This window comes from Sphaerotilus montanus, from assembly GCF_013410775.1.
Lineage (GTDB): Bacteria > Pseudomonadota > Gammaproteobacteria > Burkholderiales > Burkholderiaceae_C > Sphaerotilus > Sphaerotilus montanus.
This window is the reverse complement of record NZ_JACCFH010000001.1, coordinates 2,239,066-2,260,664: the sequence shown is the minus strand read 5'-3', so window position 1 is coordinate 2,260,664 and position 21,599 is coordinate 2,239,066. Positions and strand designations below refer to the sequence as shown.

Sequence of the window (21,599 nt, the reverse complement as noted above, 5' to 3'; positions counted from 1 at the left end):
GGATAATGGCATCCGGACCAGCCCTCGCGATGACCCCCACAGCCCCCCTCTCCACCACGACCACCGCGGCATCGACCACGCGGCCAGGCCCCGGCTGGACGCTGGCGCTGCTGGCCCTGTGGCTGCTGCTCACCACCGGCCTGCGTCCGCTGCTGTTGCCCGACGAGGGGCGCTATGCCGAGGTCGCCCGCGAGATGCTGCACGGCGACGGGCTGGTGCCGACGCTGCTCGGGCTGCCCTTCTTCCACAAGCCGCCGCTGATGTACTGGCTGGACATCGCCGGGATGCAGCTGCTGGGTGTCCATGCCTTCGCCGCCCGCGTGGCGCCGGCGCTGGGTGCGTGGCTGATGGGTGCGGCGCTGTTCCTCGACCTGCGCCGCCGCGTCGGCCCGCGCGAGGCGCTGATCGCGCTGGGCGTGATGGCGACGACGCCGTTCTTCTTCATCGGCGGCCAGTACGCCAACCACGACATGCTGGTGGCGGGGCTGATCACGGTGGCCATCCTCTGCGGCCAGCGCGCGGTGGACGACCCGGCGCGCACCGACCTGCGCTGGCTGCTCGCCGCCTGGGGCGCGATGGCGCTGGGCGTGCTGGCCAAGGGGCTGATCGGCGTGGTGCTGCCGGTGCTGGTGGTCGGGCCGTGGCTGCTGGCGCAGCGGCGCTGGCGGCAGTGTCTGGGGCTGATGCACCCGCTGGCGGTGGGGCTCTTCCTGCTGATCGCAGCCCCCTGGTTCGTGGCGATGCAGCTCCGCTACCCCGGCTTCTTCGACTACTTCTTCATGGAGCAGCACTTCCGCCGTTTCGCGCAGGTCGGCTTCAACAACGCGCAGCCGGCGTGGTTCTACGTGGCCGTGCTGCCGCTGCTGACGCTGCCGTGGAGCGTGTGGCTGCCGGCAGCCTGGCGCACGCCACCGCAGGGCCTGCAGCGCGGTCTGGTGCTGTGGTGGCTGGTGGCCATCACCGGCTTCTTCTCGATGCCGACGTCCAAGCTGGTCGGCTATGTCCTGCCCGCCCTCCCGCCGCTGTGCATGTTGCTGGGGCTGGCGGTGGCGCGCGGGTCGGCATGGCGCCAGGTGCTGCCGGCGGCGGCCGTGCTGTGCGTCGGCCTCGTGGCCGCGCTGGCCTGGCAGGCGCCCCATTCGCACCGCGACCTCGGCGACGCACTGGCCCGGCAGCACCAGCCACAGGACCGCGTGGTGTTCGTCGACGGCGCCTTCTTCGACGTGCCCTTCTACGCCGGGCTGACACGGCCGCCGATCGTGCTGTCGAACTGGAACGACCCGAACCTCCCCAGGACCGACAACTGGCGCAAGGAGCTGTTCGACGCCGGGCGTTTCGATCCGCCGGCCGCCGCACGCCAGCTCTGGCGCACCGACCAGGCCGGAGCGCTGCTGTGCACACCGGGCACCGTCTGGTTCATCGCCGACCTGGCGTGGAAGCCCGTGCCAGCCCTGTCCGGGCTCGCGGAGGTGTACAAGGGGAACAACGGCGTCCTGTGGCGCGCCGTGGTCGACACGCCTCCACCCGGGTGCCCCTGATTCCCCTCTGAACCGCTGCGCATGCCGCCCCTCGACGAACCCGGCGCCGACCGCCGCCTCTGGCAACGTTTCGTCCACATCGCCGCGCCGTACTGGCAATCGGACGAGCGGGTACGCGCCCGCGCCATGGTGGCGCTGCTGGTCGTGCTGCTGCTGGGACAGACGGGCTTCAACGTCCTGTTCAACCAGGAGACGGGCGAGTTCACCTCGGCGCTGGCCGCCGGGGATGCTGAGCGCTTTTGGGCCGCGATCCGGCGTTTCACGGTCATCCTGGTGGCTGCCGTGCCGCTCTACGCCTGCTACTACTTCGTGCGCGACACGCTGGGCATGCAGTGGCGGCGCTGGCTCACCGACCACCTGCTGCAGCGCTACTTCCACCGCCGCGCCTACTACCACCTCAACGCGCACGCCGGCATCGACAACCCCGACCAGCGCATCGCCGAGGACGTCAACAGCTTCACCTCGCAGTCGCTGTACTTCCTGATGGTGGTGCTCGGTGCGGTGATCGATCTGGTGGCCTTCACCGGCGTGCTCTGGACCATCTCGCGGCCGCTGGTGGCCTTCCTGATCGGCTACGCGCTGCTGGGCACCTGGTTCACCGGGGCGGTGTTCGGCCAGCGGCTGATCGGGCTGAACTTCCGGCAACTGCGGCGCGAGGCCGATTTCCGCTTCGGACTGGTGCGGGTGCGCGAGCACGCCGAGTCGATCGCCTTCCACAGCGGCGAAGGGCAGGAGCTGGGGGGCCTGCGCCGCCTGTTCGGCGACCTGCTGCGCAACTACCGGCACGTGCTGCGCTGGCAGTTCAACCTCAACCTGTTCCAGTACGCGCACAGCTTCCTCACGCTCGCGCTGCCCAGCGTGATCATTGCCGACGAGGTGCTGTCGGGGCGCATGGAAGTGGGCCGGGCGGTGCAGGCCGCGGGTGCGTTCACCGCCATCCTGAGCGCGCTGACGCTGATCGTGCAGCACTTCGAGAGTCTGAGCCGCTTCGGTGCCGGCGTGAACCGGCTCGACAGCTTCTCGCAGGCGCTCGACGACCAGACCGCCGCCGACGCCGAACCCGGCATCGAGACCGCCGACGGCCCCCAGCTCGCGCTGGAGCTGGTCACCGTGCAGACCCCCGGGCACGAGCACACGCTGATCCGCGAAGTCACGCTCGCCATCGCGCCCGGCGAGGGGCTGCTGATCACCGGGCCGAGCGGCTGCGGCAAGAGTTCGCTGCTGCGGGTGATGGCCGGCCTGTGGCAGACCGGCGCGGGGCGCGTCGTGCGGCCGGGCCACGAGGAAATGCTCTTCCTGCCGCAGCAGCCCTACCTGTCCCCGGGCACGCTGCGCAGCCAGATGCTCTACCCGCACCCCGAGCGCGAGGTCACCGACGAGGAGCTGCGCGCGCTGCTGCACCAGGTCAACCTGCCCGATCTGGCCGACCGGGTGGGCGGGCTGGACGCGGAGCGCGACTGGGCCAAGGTGCTCTCGGTCGGCGAGCAACAGCGGCTGTCGTTCACGCGGGTGCTGCTGGCGCGACCGCGCTACGTGATGCTGGACGAGGCCTCCAGCGCGCTGGACGCTGCCAACGAGGAGCGGCTGTACGCCCAGCTCGCCGGCATCGGCAGCACGCCGGTCAGCATCAGCCACCGGCCGGCGATCCTGCCCTTCCACCGCTGGGTGCTGGAGCTGCCGGGGGACGGCTCGTGGCGGGTGGTCGCCGCCGAGGGATACCACTTCGATTGAACGCGGTCCGCAGGGCGGCCGCGTTCGCTGCGCCAGAGGTCAGAGGTCCGTGCCTGACAGCATCTCGAAGATAACGAGAAAATAGCACCAGACTTAGCCAAAATTTCTCGCATCATGCGAGAAAAGATATCGAAGTTGATGAGACTAAATTCGGCCGCCGCCCGCTCTCCCGAGTCGCCACTGAAACGAACGACTCGGTGACGGGCATCCGGTCAAAAGCCCTACATGCCAACTGAAGGTGCAGCCGGCTCCAGGCCGTCGTCGTTGTCTGAAATCTGCGGCGGATAGACCAGGCTCTTGCGGCTCGGACTGAAGCGTGCACCACCTCGCCGGCCTTCCTCGATCGATTTCACCTCCCAGCCCTCCGCAATCAGGCGTGCAACCAAGTCTGGCGTGAGGTCAATCGCATCATCCTGGCCAATCGACGTGTCGAAGCGTTTGCCATAGGCCTGCGCCTTGTCGATCCACCGGCGCAGTTCCTCCAATGGATAGCCGAGGATGACACGTGTACCCACCGTCGGATGCTCAGTCGCGACGACGAACGCCTCGCCGTTGAAAGCATAGGTGCCATCCCAGCCGATGCGAATCTGGCGGGGGCTATCCTCGAAGTGCCGCTCCTGCTCTTCCCCTTGAAACATCAAGCAGAGCACAAGGCTCTCGTCGGGATCAAGCAACCATGCATCCTGCTGGCAGGCGAACATCACGAGCGGCACAGGCAACTCACCAGCATTGGTGACGATCACCTTCTCAACACCCTCACGGGCAGCGCGCAGGATGATGTCGCAATCCAAGTGCAGCGCCTCAACGCCGGACTTCGTCTCGGTCTGTTTGAGGCAAATCGACACATGATGCCAATGCTGGTAGCCCGCGCCTTTGGCGACACGGTCAAGGAGATCAGCGTGCTTGCCGCCCCCGTTGCGCTGGAGCTTCTTGGCTTGCTTCTTGAGTGATTCGACGATGGCCGCCGACGTGGGAATGAAACGCATGACAGTTCCTTGGCTGCGTGCGAATCAACGGTGCTCACTGCCGGGATTCGCCACAGAAGGGGAACCGGTCATGGATCAAGTCAGTGTCGTCCCGTCAGGGTTTGCCGAGGTGAGCAGCGGGCACCGAGCAATGCCGTTCCGAAATCTTACCTCAGCCAGAGTGGCCTCCTCAGAAAGACATCGACATCGGCAGGCTTGCTCATCGCGACCATGAACGGCACGCCCCAGCCGATACAGACGCCTTGTTCTTCAGTCATGGCGCACCACCCTCAGATCTGCTGACCTGGAACAGAACCGACCCGTCAAGTGCAGACACCTCGGCCTCGCACATCCCTGTCGCCTTGATAGAGGACATCGGAGGGGCGGCTGAACCAACCAAGGGTTTACCCGCATTCGTTCCGAAAAACAAAATCTGAAAATGTCTCGAAGCAGCCGAGACTGAATCGGCCACCAGCTCGGCACAACACCCAGGGAGCCACCGCCGATGCCATCACGAAAGATCCCGAAGAACCACTTGGTGGTCACAGGCGCATACGCCAGTTCGAAGTCGGACGTCCTGATCGGCTTCGAGTCGCTGCTGGAGAAGGACTACATGATGCTGCTGGACTTCGACCCCATGGTCGAAAAGTACGTCGAGCAGCCCGTGACGATACCGATGCCAGGCAGGTCGCGCCGCTACACCCCAGACCTCTTGGTGACATTCCGGGAAGACGCGACCGGTCACCGACCTCCAGCACAACTCATCGAAGTCAAGACCACCGCTGACTTGACTCGCAAGGCCGAGGAACTTCAGCCAAAGTTCGCCGTCGCCGAGAAGTACGCCGCCGATCGCGGTTGGATCTTCTTGACGAAGACCGAACTGGACATCCGAACGCAGCGCTTGGCAAATCTGAAGTTCTTACGCAGGTATCGAAACCTCTCACCCGCTCCCGAAGAAGAAGCAGGCGTACTTGCGCGATTGCAAGTCTTGGGGGGAACCGCTGAACTTCAGTCTCTGCTTGACATGCTCGGGGCAACGCCAGAAGAGCAAGCGCAGTGGACACCGATCTTGTGGAACCTGATGGTCCGCAACCGGATCATGTTCAGCATAGACAGAGAACCGCTGTCCTCAAACGTCGAGGTCTGGCTGCCTGGAAACTGATCATGAAAAAGCCCCCGCCCAGCGTCATGCGCATCACCAAGGGAGCAACTGTCCACCACCTTGGCCGCGATTATGTCGTCCAAAGTCTGGTTGACATGAACCTGATCTTGGCGAAAGAAATTGGCTCAGAACAGCAGGTACTTCTGCAACTGGATTCACTTCAGAGTCCTCGCACCGTAGCGCCAAGCGAAGGACCAACTCCACCGGCTATCGATCTTGAAAGCATTTCACAAGACGACTGGGATATTGCCAAAGCCCGGCGGGCGATCATCGATCCTTGGATAACAGGTACGCGCCAATCTCGTGCGGAATACAAGCTGCAAGCAGAAGCAGCAGGCATCAGCGTGGCGACTCTTTATCGCTGGTTGTCCACGTACAGGAACACAGGGTTATTGTCATCATTACTGCCTAACCGGCGTGATGGAGGACAAATGAAAGGCCGCTTGTCACCTGAAGTGGAAACAATCCTCAAAGACTGTATTGAAAATTTTCACCTCACCCAGCAGAAGGTATCTGTCGCGGCAACCACCGTAGAGGTTCGACGTCGCTGCAGTAATGCAGGAGTTCCAATGCCTGCGGCAACGACCGTGCGGCGCCACATCGAATGGATCGATGAACAAACCAGAATCAAGCAGCGTGAAGGCGATCGTGTTGCCAAGCTTCGGTTCGACCCAAAGATTGGAAAAATTCCTGACGCCAACTGGCCTTTAGCTATTGTCCAGATGGACCATACGCTCCTGCCCGTGATCATTGTCGATGATGAACATCGCAGGCCGATCAACCGCGCCTGGATCACACTGGCCATCGATGTGTTCAGTCGCATGTGCGTGGGCATGTACCTGACACTGGACCCACCTTCGGCCATGTCTGCAGGAATGTGTGTACTGCACGCCATCTTCCCGAAAAATAAGTGGCTATTACGTTTGGGAATGTCCGATTTGGAATGGCCCTGCTATGGCGTGATGGATACCTTGCACATGGACAACGCCCGAGAGTTCAGAGGCGACATGCTCAAAGCGGCCGGCGCTGAATATGACATCGATGTCACGTTGAGACCTGTCAAGAAACCTCACTATGGCGCTCATATTGAGCGACTGATGGGAACCGTTTCAGAAGAACTCAAGTCCGTCAGAGGGGCAACATTCTCAGGCATCAAAGAGAAGGGAGATTATGATGCCGAAGGCAACGCCTGTATGACGCTTAGCGAGCTTGAAAAATGGCTGGTGCTCGTTTTTGCTCGCTATCACTCTAATATCCACAGGGGAATTGGCACTACTCCGCTGACAAAATGGCGCGAAGGCATTTTCGGAACCAAAACTACGCCAGGACGTGGACTGCAACTGATCCGGCTGGACGAAGAGAAAGCGCGGATGGATTTCATGCCATTCGAAGAACGGACCATTCAAGATTACGGCGTCCTTTTGGACAAGATCTACTATTATCATGATGTTCTCAGGCCATGGATCAATTCACGTGATCCAGCCAACCCAAAGTTGGCTCGCCTATTCAGGTTCCGCCGGGATCCAAGGGACATCAGCCAGCTTTACTTCTTCGATCCGGATATGCGGAAGTATTATGCCATTCCATACCGGGATTCCGGTCTACCAGTGACCAGCATTTGGGAATGGCGAGAAACGCAGAAGAGAACCCGGGATCTGGGAATACAGGACTACGACGAGCGAACAAAGTTCACCTACCTCAATCGTCAGCGCGACCTCGAAGCTGATGCTGCACAGAAAACAAAACAGGCTCGCCATGCGCAGCAAGTCAAAAAAGAACATCGAAAGGCTCGCGCCATTAAAAATGAAATCGAACTACCCAAAGTCAGCAATCCCACGGCAAGTGCAGAACCGCCAGCCCTGCCAGGTTATGACCGATCGAAAGTAAGGCCGCTGGATGACGAATATTGAAGCAACCCCATCAGCAAAGCCAAAAGTCAAAAAGACCCAAAGCAAGCAGGTATCTGAAACAAAGGATCAGAAATCAGACCTTGCACACGATCTGCCATATCCTCACTTGAATAGTGTGGCGCGTGATCTGATGAAAGAGTCAGACGCCGTCAGAATTCGGGCGATCCGCCAAGGATCCTGGCTCCCTCTGCCGCACGCGAAGGAAGCCATCGAACGCATGGAAATGTTGCTCGACTATCCACCGGTGACACGCATGCCCAGCTTGCTCTTGGTGGGCGCATCTTTCAGTGGAAAGAGCACAATCTTGGAGCGATTTCTTTCACTACATCCGCCGGATGTGGATCCGGCAAGCGAGATCATGACCTGTCCAGTCGTCATGATTGACGCACCACCCAGACCAGACATAGCAGACTTCTACAGTCGCATTCTTGACGCCATCATGGCGAAGTACCAAAGTCGAGCCGCCAGCTACGAAAAATATTCCCAGATCAAACTGATGTTCCGACAACTCGGCGTCAAGATGCTGATCATTGACGAAATTCACCATTTGATTGCCGGAAGTCTAAATCGACAGCGTGAATTCAGAAATGCGTTGAAGAGCCTGAGCAACGAGACCAAAGTCTGTCTGGTGGCAGCCGGCATTGACGAGGCGTACAACGCCTTCAATGCTGACCCGCAGATGTCAAGCCGATTCATCCCCTTGAAACTGCCAAGTTGGCGCACTGACCAAAACACAGGAATTTTGTTGGCCACGCTACAGAAGAGAATCCCTGTCAAATATCCATCCGACCTGGATTCGCCAGAGTCTCTGCTGACGATTGTCAACCGTGCAGAAGGTTCACTGGGGGATATATTTGATCTCGTCAAGGAGGTGGCAGTTGCAGCGATTCAGTCAGGAGAAGAAAAACTATCCTTGAAATTGATCAAGGGAATTGATTGGGTTCCCCCATCACGGAGAAAGAACTATCGCCCACCGCTATGAGGCACATGGCTCGCTTCCATCAAGATTTGTGGCCCATCAGATACAAGCCACTGGAAGACGAGTTACTCTCAAGTTGGCTGGTTCGTCTTGCCCATGGGCACGGGCTCAAGGTTCAGTCGTTTTGCAATATGTTGTATGGCAACAAACGACAAATCTGGAATAGAGACATAGACAGACTTGCACCGCAATGGTTGCTAGATGATTTGAAACTTCATACTGGAGCAACTCAAATGCAAGCTGAGCAAACAACCCTGCGAATATTTGATGGTGTTCTAGTCAAGCACTACCGAGAAGCTGGACCGCTCCAGTGGATACAACTGATGCAGATGTATCACCGGAAACGTGAGGGCTATGGTCAGCAGTTTTGCCCAATCTGCTTGCAAGAAGACAAAGTCTCCTATTTCCGCAAAACGTGGCGATTAGCGATTAAGACCATGTGCCTCAAGCACAATTGCATGCTGATGGATCGATGCCCGCAATGTGATTCCGCGGTGAGCTATCACCGCATCGGAATGGGCCAACCCAACCACGTTGAGTTCGATCCTTTGTCTACCTGTCACGAATGCAGCTTCGATTTGAGAGCGGCTTCCGCCAAACCTGTCAAGGTCTACAATGAGGAAGCATTCGACTGGCTTCGACGGGTCGTCTCTGACATCGATGATTTCTCTGCGGGGAAATCGGTGAAGATAGACCTGAAAGAGGTTTCCTTGTTCCACCACATGACAGCCATGGTCTCAAAGGAGCGCAATCGCTACCACCTGGGCCAGCATGTCGCGGACATGGTTGGCGCAGATGACTACGTCCCCATCAACACCAATCGTGTTGCATTGGAGTCCTACCAGTGCCATGTGCGCAATCAGTACATGCAGTTTGCCGCCTGGTTATTGGTAGACCCGCAGGTTCGGCTGCATCAGGCATGTCGGGCGCGTGCGATTCGACATAACTTTCTGCTCCGGGACATGAAGGATCCGCCTGCATGGTACGAGGACTGTGTAAACAACAGGATCGCCACTCGTGCTCGGCCGTTCTTCGAGCGTCGCCATAAAATCAACCTTGACTCGCGAGCCGATGAAATTGACCTGACTTATTAAAGCTGACATCGAGACCTAAAATCAAACCATCGCATGCGTTGCCACGACAAACGCCGATGCAGCAGCGCACCCCCGATGTGGAACACCAGCAGCACGGCCATGATTTGCCAAGCGCGCTGGTGAATGGCCCGTGTATAGACTCGCAGAAGCTTGTTGTCCTCTAAAGGATTGGGGATGTACCACCCTCCGAACAGTTCGATCGGATTTCCGCTCCACCACCGCAGCAGTGGTCCGCTGACGATCAGTACCGTCAGCATGGTGAGCAAACCAAACTGCACTGTCCGCGCAAGCCTTCTCGTCCCGTTTTGGCTGGGAACCGGTAAGGGGTGGCGCCCTGCCCAAACACTTGACAGGCGCCACAATACCCTGACCAGCAAAGGCAGAGCAAACAAGCCGCCCAGCGCAATATGCAGGGCCGACAACCTGTGATGCAGGTGGGAACTGTCAGAACCACTGGTGAACCAGACGGCTGTGCCGACACCGAACAGCAATAGCGCCATCAAGCCGCCGACCCAGTGCAACACTTTCGAGACGAGGCCGTAGCCTTGGGACTCGTCCAGCAGCCCAGACCTCGCCGCGGCATCTCGGGCAACCTGACCAGCAGGTTCACGCAGGCCCGGCATGCTCATTTCGCCGGCTGGATGGACGTGACCAACATCTTGCCGCCCTCTTGAACGACCATGAACTTGACCTTGTCGCCAGGCTTCACGTTGGTGAGCAAGCTCTTGTCCTTGGCGGTGAACACCATGGTCATGCCGGGCATATCCATGTGCTTGATGTCGCCATGCTTGAGGGTGATCTTTCCAGCCTCCATGTCAATCTTCTTCACTTCCCCATCTGTCATGGCGGCCTGCTGCGACATGTCCATCTTGCCTGGCTCCATCGCTGTCTGAGCGAAGCTGCTCATGGGCAAGGCGACACCCAAAATCAGGGCGGAGATGACGAGAATCTGTTTGAATTTGTTCATGGTTTCTTCACGAGTAGGAGTTGAAAACCTGAGCCGAGCCGTCTTTCTGGATCAGCAGCACTTGGTAGGGATGACGCCGACCTCCATAGGCAGGGCCATCCATTCCAGGTGAGCCGAGAGGCATGCTCGGCACCGCCAGACCCAGTGCTTCGGGCCGCTTCTTGAGCAGGCGCTGGATGTCCGCTGCCGGGACATGTCCTTCGATCACATAGCCTTGCACCAGCGCGGTGTGGCAGGAGCCATATTTCTGGGGCATCCCGAGCCGCACCCGAGCCTCGCTATTGCCTTGATCAAGGGCCGTCGCGGCAAAGCCATTCTTTTCGAGATGCGTGATCCAATCCTTGCAGCAGCCGCAACTCGGGTCTTTCCAGACCTGAATGGGGACTGCTACGACTTGCGGTTTTTTTGCCAAGGTCGGCGTGGCCGCACTCAACGCAAGCACACCCAACAGCAGTGTGCGTCGCCGGGGATTCAGTGAAGGTACAGCCGGGTGCATCGACAAGGCTCCTGGTGGACGGCTGCGTTACTTCTTGGCGACCTTGACCGCGCCCTTCATGCCGGCTTCGTAGTGCCCGGGCATCAGGCAGGCGAAGTTGACCGCCCCAGCCTTGGTGAACTGCCAGACGATTTCACCCTGCTTGCCGGGGGCCAGCGAAACCTTGCTCGGCTCGTCGTGCTCCATGTCAGGGAACTTCTTCATCTGCTCCAGATGCTCCAGCAGTTCCTTTTCGGTGCCGAGGCTCAGCTCATGCTTGACCTTGCCGCTGTTCTTCACGATGAAACGGACGGTCTCGCCTTGTTTGACCTGGATGTCCGACGGCGTGTAGCGCATGGCGTCGCTCATCTCGATGGTCACCGTGCGGGCTGCCTTGGCCGCCACGCCGGGCTTGCCGATGGCGGTTTCTGCCGCATCGTGGCCGCCCCCATGCGTACCGCCGGCAAACGCCGTGTTCGACAAAACCAATGCGGTGACGGTGATGAGTTGTTGTGTGCGCGAAAGCTTGGAAAGCATCAGGGGATCTCCAGGGGTGGGGGGAAAGGAACTCAGTGGCCGCTGTGCGACGCGGGTTTGCGAACTTGAACTTCAGTGACCTTGGCCGGCGACTGGACGCGGGGCATCGACTGCCCTCCTTCGGCCTTGAAGCGCGCCGGCTCAGCCAGCGGACCGGTGTATTCGTGGGCCACGGTGCCCTCGGGATGCTTGAACCAGCCCGGATCCTTGTAGTCGCCCGGCTTCTGGTCACGGCGCACCTTGAGCACGCTGAACATGCCGCCCATCTCCACCGAGCCGAACGGGCCTTCCCCGGTCATCATGGGCGCGGTGTTGTCGGGAATGGGCATCTCCATCTCGGTCATGTCGGCCATGCCCCGCTCGCCCATCACCATGTACTCGGGGATCAGCTTGTTGATTTTCCGGGCCACCCCGCTGTGGTCCACACCGATCAGCATCGGAACGTTGTGGCCCATGGCGTTCATCGTGTGGTGACTCTTGTGGCAGTGGAACGCCCAGTCGCCCTCTTCATCCGCCACAAAATCGATCTGGCGCATCTGACCGACCGCGATGTCGGCGGTCACCTCCGGCCACCGGGATGCCTTGGGTGTCGGCCCGCCGTCAGTCCCCGTCACGGTGAACTCGTGACCATGGACGTGGATGGGATGGTTCGTCATGGTCAGGTTGCCGATGCGGATGCGCACCTTGTCGTTCAGGCGCACGTTCAGCGTGTCGATGCCCGGAAAGATGCGGCTGTTCCAGGACCAAAGGTTGAAGTCCGTCATCGTCATCGTCTTGGGCGTGTAGCTGCCCGGGTCGATGTCGTAGGCGTTGAGCAGGAAGCAGAAGTCCCGCTGCACCTCGTCGATCAGTGGATGCCGGGCCTTCGGGTGGGTCACCCAGAAACCCATCATGCCCATGGCCATCTGCGTCATCTCGTCGGCATGCGGGTGGTACATGAAGGTGCCGGGACGGCGTGCCACGAACTCGTAGACGAAGGTCTTGCCGGGTTGAATGGAGGGCTGTGTCAGGCCCGACACCCCATCCATGCCGCTGGGCAGGCGTTGGCCGTGCCAGTGGATGCTGGTGTGCTCGGGCAGCTTATTGGTGACGAAGACCCGCACCCGGTCGCCCTCGACCACCTCGATGGTCGGCCCCGGGCTCTGGCCGTTATAGCCCCACAGGTGGGCCTTGAAGCCCGGCGCCATCTCCCGCACCACCGGTTCGGCCACCAGGTGGAATTCCTTGACGCCCTGGTTCATGCGCCACGGCAGGGTCCACCCGTTGAGGGTGACTACCGGGTTATAGGGCGTGCCACTGTCGGGCACCAGCGGCGGCATGGTGTCCGGCCGGGTCTGGATCACCGGCTCGGGCAGTGCCGCCATCGCCACACGGCTCACCGCACTGATGGCCACGGCTCCGCCGGTCACCCCGGCGTATCTGAAAAAATCTCGTCTGGATGTCATGGAACGGGTCTTTCCCTCAGTGACCAGCACCGCCCCCACTGGGCGCGCTGGCATTCACGGACAGGGTGGTGTTGGTGGGACGGCCAATCAGCGAGGCTTGCAGCGCCGCGTCGGCCAGCCAGAACTGCTGCTCTGCATCAATGGCGGCCATCACGGTGCTCACCTGGTCCCGCGAGTCGGCCAGCAGCTCGAACACGCCGATGAGCATCCCGTTGTAGCGAAGCAGGTTCTCTTCCGAGATGACCTTGCGCAGCGGCACGACCTCGTCGCGGTGGTGGCGGGCAATGTCATAGGCCGTGCGGTAGGCCGAGTAGCTCTCGCGCAGGCTGGAACCCGCAACCCGGAGTGTGGCCTCCAGTCGGTTCGTGGCGGCCAGCGTGCGTGCGTTCATGGCATCACGTTGCAGCCCGCCCCAGTCGAAGACCGGCAGGCGCACGTCGATCTCGAATCCCCGTGCGGTGGACTTCGTCCCTGATTCGTTGTCGAACCGGGTGTTGCGCCGTGCGGTCAGCTCGATGTCCGTGAAGCTGGTGAACGTGTTCAGCCCCTGCGCCTGGGCGGAGGTCTGAAGCTCAGCCTGCGCCAGGCGAATGTCCAGGCGGCCACGGGTGGCGAGCGACCCCACGGCATCGGGTTCCAGTGCCTGCTTGGGCAGATCGGGCAGGCGCTCGGGCAAGCGGAGGGCCTGCGCCTGCGTTTCATCGAGCCCTAGCAGGCGCACCAGTTCTTCCCGGCTGGCCGTGGCCTGATGACCCGCCGTGGCGAGTCGGGTGGCGGCGTCGGCGTAGAACGCTTGTTCACGCGCCCGGCTGAGCCGGTTGAAGGTGCCGACGGACTGCAGGCGACGAGCCAGGTCCGCGCTGGCTTCGGCACTGGTCAAGACCTGCTGGGCATACGCGAACGTCTGTTGTGCCGTGACGGCACGAACCCAGGCTTGGCGCACCTGCGTGATCTGGTCCACCACCTCGCTGGCAAGCCGCAGTTGCGACTGGTCGATCTGGCGTCGGGCGATGCCTTGGCGACTGGGAAGGGTCAGGAGATCCAGCAACCCGAAGGACAAGGCGCGCCCCAGTTCCAGTTCGCTGCCGGCGACCATGCGCTCGAAACTGAACACCGGGTTGGCGATGCGACCCACTTGTGCAGCATCGGCCGATTCGGCCCATCCCCGTGCCAGCAGGGCTTGCAAGGCCGGGCTGTTGACCAGGGCCAGATGCACAGCCTCACGCTGCCCCACGGGCGCTTTCAGCAAGTCGGCTGCGGTCTGTGCCCGCTGGGTGCGCTCGCGGTCGGTGCGCGCCAGGGCCAGTCGTCCGTCGGTGAAAGGTCCCGTCTCGTCATTGACCTTCGCCATCTGCTGTTCCAGGCTGACGCTGGCACAACCAGACAGTGCGGCCAGGGCGATGGTGGACAGCATCAGCCGGCCACGAAAAACGTCCAGGACACGCTTCATGGCTTGCCACCTCCGTGGTGGGCACCGTGGGGCAGCGGTGCCGCCGGTGTTTCTGCAGCCGGAGCCACTCCCGGTGGGTTTTCCTTGGCATACACCTTCCATCCCCCGATACGCCTCACCCGGTCGTTGGCTTCGCGCCAGGACTGGACGGGTTCGTCCGCATAGGCTTGGTAACCGCTCAGCGTGGAGGTGTACTGCAGCCTGGTCGGCATGGCCGGTTGGGTCAGTGCGGCAGGCGATTGCGCTGCTGCCGTGCCTGCCAGCAAGACCAACGCCAGCGGCAGCAGGTCTTTGACAGCAACAGGATGGTTCGTGGTGGACATGGGCTCCTCGGGGGCAATCTCGACACTTGTTGGGGGGAGATTCTGAAAACCCGAGGCCGTCAGGATGCTGTCGGCAAGATGACATTCCTGTCATCTGCAGGCCAGTCACCCTGAAACTCTGCACACTGCACGCCATGCCACACAGCGGAGCGAGTGCGTGAAGATCCTGATCGTCGAGGATGAACCGAAGACCGGCGAGTACCTGCGCCAAGGATTGCGAGAGGCCGGGTTCGTGGTGGACCTGGCGCAGGACGGGCTGGACGGGCTGCATCTGGCGCTACAGGGCGAGCACGATCTGGTGATTCTGGATGTGATGCTGCCCGGGATGGATGGCTGGCAAGTGCTCCATTCCCTGCGCAAGCGTGGCTTGCACATGCCCGTACTGTTCCTGACCGCCCGCGATCAGGTCGAGGACCGGATCAAGGGCCTGGAGCTGGGCGCAGACGACTATTTGGTCAAGCCCTTCTCGTTCGCTGAACTGCTGGCCCGGGTGCGCACCATCCTGCGCAGGGGGCGCAGCGGTACCGAGCCCACCACACTGCGCGTGGCGGATCTGGAACTGGACCTGCTGCGCCGCCGGGTCTCCCGCAACGGCCGGCGCATCGACCTGACGGCCAAGGAATTCGGCTTGCTGGAGTTGCTGATGCGGCGACAGGGCGAGGTGCTTCCCCGCTCCCTGATCGCTTCACAGGTCTGGGACATGAACTTCGACAGCGACACCAACGTCATCGAGGTGGCGATGCGGCGCCTGCGCCTCAAGATCGACGAGGGGCAGGAACCCAAGCTGATCCAGACCGTGCGCGGCATGGGCTACGTGCTGGAAATGCCGGAGACCCCCTGAGTGTTTCGGTCGTTTTCGCTCACGAGCCGGCTGACCATTTTCTTCACGATGGCAGCGGCGGCCATCGTGCTGGGTCTGGGTGTGTTGTTCATGGTCCTGACGGAGCGGCATTTCGTGGACCTGGACCGGTCCTCCCTGCAGGACAAGCAGCACCTGATCGAGGAGATCCTGACCACCGCCAAGTCCACCGACGACGCTCGGTGGCGATTGGGTGAGGCATTGGGCAACCACCATGGCCTGTATGCCCTCGTCGCATCCAGGCAAGGGGAAACCATTTTCAGATCCAATGGATTTCAGCCACCAGCGTCGTTGTGGGTGGCGCACGCTGCCGGTGCGCAGACGGCCATTCAGGACTGGCGTGACAAGGGTCATCAATTCCGCAGCCTGGGATTCCAGGCCAACCTGGCCGATGCCTCATCCGACAGACTTGATGTTCTGGTCGCCATCGACACGGTACACCACACGCATTTCATGGCCCAGTTGCGGCGCACCCTCGCGTTGTATGCGGTGCTGGCCGTCGGCGTCAGTGGTGTGCTGGGCTGGTTTGCCGCCTACAAAGGCTTGGCCCCCTTGCGGGCGATGAAAGCCCGGGCCTCTGTCGTCACAGGCCAACAGCTCAGCCAGCGCATGCCCGTCGAGGCTGTTCCGATCGAGATGGCCGACCTCGCCCGGGAACTCAACCAGATGCTGGATCGCCTGCAGGAGGATTTCCGGCGGTTATCGGAATTCTCTTCTGACCTGGCACACGAGTTGCGTACCCCCATCAGCAACCTCCTGACGCAAACGCAGGTGGCCTTGTCTGCCAGGCGTGATGCCGAGACCTACCGCAACACCCTGGAATCCAACGCGGAGGAGTACCAGCGCCTCGCCCGCATGGTCTCGGACATGCTCTTTCTGGCCAAGACCGAACGGGGTGTGGACCTTCCTCACAAGGAGCCGTTTTCGGCCGCCCAGGATGCGCAGGCTTTGCTGGAGTTCTATGAAGCCGTGGCGGAAGAAAAGGGCATCACGCTGAGCCTGCACGGCGACGGTGCCATCCTGGGTGATCGCCTGATGTTCCGCAGGGCACTGAGCAATCTGCTGTCCAATGCCCTGCGCCACACCCATCACCGAGGCACGGTGGCAGTGAAGGTTGGCGAGACAGTCGAAGGCACCCTCGTGACGGTGGAAAACTCGGGGGACCACATCGATCCCGTGGTGCTGCCCCGCCTCTTCGACCGGTTCTACCGCGCCGATCCATCACGGGCGCATCCAGAGTCCGAGGGTGCAGGTCTGGGTCTGCCCATCACCCGCGCCATCGTGCAGGCCCATGGCGGGACAGTCGATGCACAGTCCCAGGAAGGGCTCACCGTGTTTCGCATGCTCTTCCCAAGACAGCAAGAGGTGGCGCGACCGTGACGCTGAATCTCAGGACCGGTGGCGCCGCATCAGCAGGAAGACCGCCGGCACGACAAACATCGACAGCAGCGGCGCCGTGACCATGCCGCCGACCATCGGCGCGGCGATGCGCTGCATCACCTCTGAGCCAGTGCCCGTGCCCCACAGGATCGGCAGCAGCCCGGCCAGGATCACCGCCACCGTCATCGCCTTGGGCCGCACGCGCAGCACCGCGCCTTCGCGGATCGCGTCGAGCAGATCGTCGGTCGTTGTCGTGCCAGCGTCCACACGCTCGCCCCACGCCTGCTTCAGGTACAGCAGCATGATCACGCCGAACTCGGCCGACACGCCCGCCAGCGCGATGAAGCCCACCGCACCGGCCACCGACAGGTTGTGGCCCAGCAGGTAGAGCAGCCAGACACCACCGACCAGCGCGAAGGGCAGTGTCGCCATGATCAGCAGCGCCTCGTCGAAGTGCTTGAAGGTCAGGTAGAGCAGCACGAAGATGATCAGCAGCGTGAACGGCACGACCACCTTCAGCTTCGCCGTCGCCCGCTCCAGAAACTCGAACTGGCCCGACCACGAAATGGAGTAGCCAGCGGTAAGGATCACCTTCTCGGCGACCACGCGCTGCATGTCCTGCACTGCCGAGCGCAGGTCGCGGCCCCGGATGTCCACGTACACCCAGCCGGACAGGCGTGCGTTCTCGCTGCGCAGCATGGGTGGGCCATCCGTGATGCGCAGGTCGGCCACGTCGGAGAGCACCAGCCGCGCACCCTTCTCGGTGACGATGGGCAGCACGCGCAGCGCCGCCAGCGAGTCGCGGACCTCTCGCGGGTAGCGCAGGTTGATCGGGAAACGCTGCAGGCCATCCACCAGTTCTCCGATGTTGTCCCCGCCCACCGCCGAAGTGATGACCGATTGCACATCGGCGATGTTCAGCCCGAAGCGTGCGGCAGCGTCGCGCCGGATCGTCACATCCACGTAACGCCCCCCCGTGAGCCGTTCGGCCAGCGCACTGCTCACACCCGGCACGTCCTTCAGCGCCCGCTCGATCTCGCCCGTCAGGCGGTCGATCACGGCCAGGTCAGCGCCCGCCACCTTCACGCCGACGGGGCTCTTGATGCCCGTGGCCAGCATGTCGATGCGGTTGCGGATCGGTGGTACCCAGATGTTGGCAAGACCGGGCACTCGGACGATGGTGTCCAGTTCCTCGACGAGCTTGTCCTGCGTCATGCCGGGCCGCCACTGGTCTTTCGGCTTGAACTGGATCGTCGTCTCGAACATCTCCATCGGCGCCGGGTCGGTGGCCGTTTCGGCGCGGCCGGCCTTGCCGTAGACACTTGCCACCTCGGGTACGGTCCGGATGAGGCGGTCGGTCTGTTGCAGCAGCTCGGCCGCCTTGCCCGCAGAAAGCCCAGGCAGTGCCGTGGGCATGTACAACAGGTCACCCTCGTCGAGCTTGGGCATGAACTCGCCGCCGATGTGCTGCAGCGGCCACAGGCTCAGCACCAGGATGGCCGCCGCCACCACCAGCGTCACCTTCGGCTCCTGCAGCACCTTGTTCAGCAGCGGCCGATAGACGGCGATCAGCAGCCGGTTCAGCGGGTTCGCCTGCTCGTGCGGGATGCAGCCCCGGATCAGGTAGCCCATCAGCACCGGGATCAGCGTCGCCGACAGGCCCGCCGCCGCCGCCATCGCGTAGGTCTTGGTGAACGCCAGCGGCGAGAACAGCCGCCCCTCCTGCGCCTCCAGCGTGAACACCGGGATGAAGCTCAGCGTGATGATCAGCAGCGAGAAGAACAGCGCCGGCCCGACCTCGGCGGCCGAGTCGCCGATCACGCGCCAGCGGGCCTCGCCGTCGAGCGTCTGACCGGGGTGCTCATGGGCCCAGTGCTCCAGGTGTTTGTGCGCGTTCTCGATCATCACGACAGCCGCATCGACCATCGCGCCGATGGCGATCGCGATGCCACCCAGCGACATGATGTTGGCGTTGACCCCCTGGTGGTGCATCACGATGAAGGCCATCAGGATGCCCAGTGGCAGCGAGACGATCGCGACGAACGCCGAGCGCAGGTGGAAGAGGAAGACGAAGCACACCACCGCAACGACAGCGAACTCTTCAAGCAGCTTGAACCCCAGGTTCTCCACGGCGCGTTCGATCAGGCCCGAGCGGTCGTAGACCGGCACGATCTCGACACCTTCGGGCAGGCTGGCCTGCAGCGTCCTGAGCTTGGCCTTGACGGCGGCGATCGTCTCCAGCGCGTTCTTGCCCGAACGCATCACGATCACGCCACCAGTGGCTTCGCCCTCGCCATCGAGTTCGCCGATGCCGCGCCGCATCTCCGGCCCGATCTGGATGCGGGCCACGTCGCCGAGCCGAACCGAGATACCCGCCTCCGTGGTCACGAGCGGCACCTGGCGGAAGTCGTCGAGTGACTGCAGGTAGCCCGACGCACGCACCATGTACTCGGCCTCCCCCAGTTCGAGCACCGAGCCACCGGTCTCCTGGTTGGCCCGCTGGATCGCCTCGACCACCCGGGTGTGCGGGATGCCGTGGGCCGCCAGCTTGTCCGGGTCGAGCACGACCTGGTACTGGCGCACCATGCCGCCGACCGAGGCGACCTCCGCCACGTTCGGCACCGTCTTCAGCTCGAACTTCAGGAACCAGTCCTGCAGCGCCCGCAATTGCCCGGCGTCCTGTGTGCCACGGCGATCGACGAGCGCGTACTGGTAGATCCAGCCCACGCCGGTCGCATCCGGCCCGAGCGACGCCTTCGCGCCGGGTGGCAGGCGCGACTGCACCTGGTTGAGGTACTCCAGCACCCGCGAACGCGCCCAGTACAGGTCGGTGCCGTCCTCGAACAGCACATAGACGAACGAATCGCCGAAGAAGGAATAGCCGCGCACCGTCTTCGCACCCGGCACCGACAGCATCGTCGTCGTCAGCGGGTAGGTGACCTGGTTCTCGACGAGGCGCGGCGCCTGGCCCGGGTAGGACGTGCGGATGATGACCTGTACGTCCGACAGGTCGGGCAGCGCGTCGAGCGGCGTGCGCTGCAACGAGTACACCCCCCAGGCGCTGAGCATCAGCGTGGCCAGCAGCACGAGGAAGCGGTTGGCGATCGACCAACGGATCAAACGGGCGATCATGGCTGGCTCCCGGTCTTGGCACCCGTCACCGGCTTGGCCTTGGAGGCAGAAGCCTGCACGGTCACGACCGTGAGCTGCGGCAGATTGTCCGTGCCCATGTAGAACGCGAAACGCACCTTGTCCCCGGCCTTCAACCCGCTGGGCAGACCCTGTGGTGGCGGTTTGAAGTCCATGGTCATCGGGCCCCATTTAAGGGACGGGATCGGACCGTGGGACAGCGTGAGCGCATCGCGGCTGAGGCTTTCCACTGTGGCATCGCCTTCATGGCGCGGTGTGGTGTCCTCTGCTTGCGGCTTGGACTCGGCCGCGTTCAGTCGCGCTTCGACCCCTTTCAGGCTGGCTTCGGAGTCGATCAGGAACTGCGACGAGACCACGACCCGCTGGCCCACCTGCAGGCCGCGTCTGACCTCGGTCTGGCCACCGCCCTCGGTGCCGATCTCGACCTCGACCGGCCGGAAGTGTCCGCTGCGGCCCTCGCCGTCCGCCACGATCACCACCGTTCGCCGGCCGGTCTGGATGACCGCCTCGGTCGGCACCAGCAGGGCCTTGCCCACCTGCAAGTCCGTGAACTGCATCTGCACGGACATGCCCGGTACCAGTCGCCCGCCGGGGTTGGCGAGTTCGAGCCGCGCCTTCAGCGTGCGGGTCGTCGGGTTGACCTCGGGCAGGAGCGCCTGCACCTGTCCGTCGAGCGTCACCTCTGGCATGGCCGTGCTCTTTGCCCTGACTCGGGTGCCCGGGCGAAGGAGGGCCGCCTGGCTCTCTGGCACCTCGGCGTTGGCCCACACCGTGCCGAGGCCGTTCAGACGGAACAGCGTGGTGCCGGCCGTCACGGTCATGCCTTCGCGCACCGCCAGTTCGGTGACCACGCCGCTGATCGGCGCCAGGAGGATCGTGCGGGCTTGCGTCTTTCCGCTGCCCTCCACCGAGGCGATCTGGGCTTCGTTCATCCCGACCTGGCGCATGCGCTGACGGGCCGCCTCCACCAGCGGCGCGAGGTCGGTGCCCTGCATGCGGCGCACCGACAGGAACTCCTCCTGCGCGGCGATCCAGTCCGGCACGTACAGCTCGGCCAGTGCCTGCCCCTTGGCCACGCGGTCAAGCGTGGCCCGCACATGCAGGCGCTCGACGTAGCCGGTAGCACGGGCCTGCACGGTGGCCTGGTCGCGTTCGTTGAAGGCGATGCTGCCGACAGCGGTGACGGGTGGCGACAGCGTGCCCTCGGTGACCGGCACCGTGCGCACGCCCAGGTTCTGCTGCAGGCGGGGGCTGACTGTGACCGTGCTGCCTTCGCCGACCCCGTTGTCGCCACTGCCACCCGCATAGACGGGCACCAGCATCATGTCCATGAAGGGCGACTTGGCAGGCTTGTCGAACCGGTTCCCGGGCACCATCGGGTCGTGGTAGTACAGGATCCTGCGGCCGGTGGCCGGATCGACATCGCCAGCCTTGAGGCCCGCCGTGAGATGTCGGCGGGTGGCGTCCTCGCCCTGCGCGATGCTCTGAGGGAGGGCCTGCGCGGGCGACGCTGCGGGTGCCGGCGCGGCGGCCATGCCCATGCCGCGCTGCAGGCCGGTGGTGTACAGGCCGTAGCCGGTGGCGGCCAGGACACCGGCTGCCGTCAAGCCGATCAGAAGGGGTTTGAGTTGCAT

General features: G+C 62.7%; 18 protein-coding genes. 8 read left to right on the top strand and 10 right to left on the bottom strand.

The genetic code is table 11. From position 1 onward, the window contains the following. The first annotated feature begins 29 nt into the window (after positions 1-29). Complete coding sequence (locus tag BDD16_RS10290) at positions 30-1,538, top strand: ArnT family glycosyltransferase (protein ID WP_179633863.1); 1,509 nt, start codon at positions 30-32, stop codon at positions 1,536-1,538. 21 nt (positions 1,539-1,559) lie between these two features. Continuing rightward, entirely contained in the window at positions 1,560-3,269 is a 1,710-nt protein-coding gene (locus BDD16_RS10285) for an ABC transporter ATP-binding protein/permease (protein WP_179633862.1), read from the top strand. 221 nt (positions 3,270-3,490) lie between these two features. Here the strand turns inward: BDD16_RS10285 and BDD16_RS10280 are convergent, their stop codons facing one another. Further along, positions 3,491-4,255, bottom strand: coding sequence for a hypothetical protein (locus BDD16_RS10280; RefSeq protein ID WP_179633861.1), 765 nt, complete (start codon positions 4,253-4,255; stop codon positions 3,491-3,493). Between the two features lie 484 nt (positions 4,256-4,739). On the opposite strand from BDD16_RS10280, the gene BDD16_RS10275 reads away from it, so the two are divergent. The 4 genes from BDD16_RS10275 to BDD16_RS10260 are packed head-to-tail and all read left to right on the top strand — an operon-like array spanning position 4,740 to position 9,379. Further along, positions 4,740-5,396, top strand: a complete 657-nt coding sequence (locus BDD16_RS10275) for a TnsA endonuclease N-terminal domain-containing protein (RefSeq protein WP_179633860.1) — start codon at positions 4,740-4,742, stop codon at positions 5,394-5,396. Between the two features lie 2 nt (positions 5,397-5,398). After that, on the top strand, positions 5,399-7,306 hold the full coding sequence (locus BDD16_RS10270) for a Mu transposase C-terminal domain-containing protein (protein ID WP_179633859.1): 1,908 nt from the start codon (positions 5,399-5,401) through the stop codon (positions 7,304-7,306). After that, entirely contained in the window at positions 7,293-8,288 is a 996-nt protein-coding gene (locus tag BDD16_RS10265; protein WP_246332513.1) for a TniB family NTP-binding protein, read from the top strand. Before BDD16_RS10270 ends, BDD16_RS10265 begins: the two co-directional genes overlap by 14 nt. Before the next feature lie 5 nt (positions 8,289-8,293). Next, positions 8,294-9,379 (top strand): TniQ family protein, encoded by a 1,086-nt coding sequence (locus tag BDD16_RS10260; RefSeq protein WP_179633858.1) that lies wholly within the window; start codon positions 8,294-8,296, stop codon positions 9,377-9,379. On the opposite strand, the gene BDD16_RS10255 is transcribed toward BDD16_RS10260, so the two are convergent. The 7 genes from BDD16_RS10255 to BDD16_RS10225 are packed head-to-tail and all read right to left on the bottom strand — an operon-like array spanning position 9,376 to position 14,576. Then, positions 9,376-10,008, bottom strand: a complete 633-nt coding sequence (locus BDD16_RS10255) for a cytochrome b (protein ID WP_179633857.1) — start codon at positions 10,006-10,008, stop codon at positions 9,376-9,378. The two genes, BDD16_RS10260 and BDD16_RS10255, sit on opposite strands and share 4 nt — an antisense overlap. Continuing rightward, positions 10,005-10,346: a copper-binding protein gene (locus tag BDD16_RS10250; RefSeq protein ID WP_179633856.1), complete on the bottom strand. Its 342-nt coding sequence runs from the start codon at positions 10,344-10,346 to the stop codon at positions 10,005-10,007. Before BDD16_RS10250 ends, BDD16_RS10255 begins: the two co-directional genes overlap by 4 nt. 7 nt (positions 10,347-10,353) lie before the next feature. Then, a complete protein-coding gene (locus BDD16_RS10245; protein WP_179633855.1) occupies positions 10,354-10,842 on the bottom strand; it encodes a DUF411 domain-containing protein in 489 nt (162 codons plus the stop codon). A gap of 27 nt (positions 10,843-10,869) precedes the next feature. Then, complete coding sequence (locus tag BDD16_RS10240) at positions 10,870-11,358, bottom strand: cupredoxin domain-containing protein (protein WP_179633854.1); 489 nt, start codon at positions 11,356-11,358, stop codon at positions 10,870-10,872. Between the two features lie 32 nt (positions 11,359-11,390). Continuing rightward, on the bottom strand, positions 11,391-12,803 hold the full coding sequence (locus tag BDD16_RS10235; protein WP_179633853.1) for a multicopper oxidase family protein: 1,413 nt from the start codon (positions 12,801-12,803) through the stop codon (positions 11,391-11,393). A 16-nt stretch (positions 12,804-12,819) separates the two neighbouring features. Further along, a complete protein-coding gene (locus BDD16_RS10230) occupies positions 12,820-14,253 on the bottom strand; it encodes a TolC family protein (protein WP_179633852.1) in 1,434 nt (477 codons plus the stop codon). After that, entirely contained in the window at positions 14,250-14,576 is a 327-nt protein-coding gene (locus BDD16_RS10225) for a hypothetical protein (protein ID WP_179633851.1), read from the bottom strand. Before BDD16_RS10225 ends, BDD16_RS10230 begins: the two co-directional genes overlap by 4 nt. Before the next feature lie 157 nt (positions 14,577-14,733). Between BDD16_RS10225 and BDD16_RS10220 the strand changes: the two genes are divergently transcribed. Both BDD16_RS10220 and BDD16_RS10215 read left to right on the top strand, forming a co-directional pair. Then, complete coding sequence (locus BDD16_RS10220; RefSeq protein ID WP_179633850.1) at positions 14,734-15,417, top strand: heavy metal response regulator transcription factor; 684 nt, start codon at positions 14,734-14,736, stop codon at positions 15,415-15,417. After that, entirely contained in the window at positions 15,418-16,815 is a 1,398-nt protein-coding gene (locus tag BDD16_RS10215; protein ID WP_179633849.1) for a heavy metal sensor histidine kinase, read from the top strand. A gap of 9 nt (positions 16,816-16,824) precedes the next feature. On the opposite strand, the gene BDD16_RS10210 is transcribed toward BDD16_RS10215, so the two are convergent. Further along, positions 16,825-19,947 carry an efflux RND transporter permease subunit gene (locus BDD16_RS10210; RefSeq protein ID WP_179633848.1) on the bottom strand — a complete coding sequence of 1,041 codons (3,123 nt, stop codon included), beginning with the start codon at positions 19,945-19,947 and terminating at the stop codon, positions 16,825-16,827. Further along, the gene (locus BDD16_RS10205; protein WP_179633847.1) at positions 19,944-21,599 is read right to left on the bottom strand and encodes an efflux RND transporter periplasmic adaptor subunit; all 1,656 of its coding nucleotides are present in this window, start codon (positions 21,597-21,599) and stop codon (positions 19,944-19,946) included. Before BDD16_RS10205 ends, BDD16_RS10210 begins: the two co-directional genes overlap by 4 nt.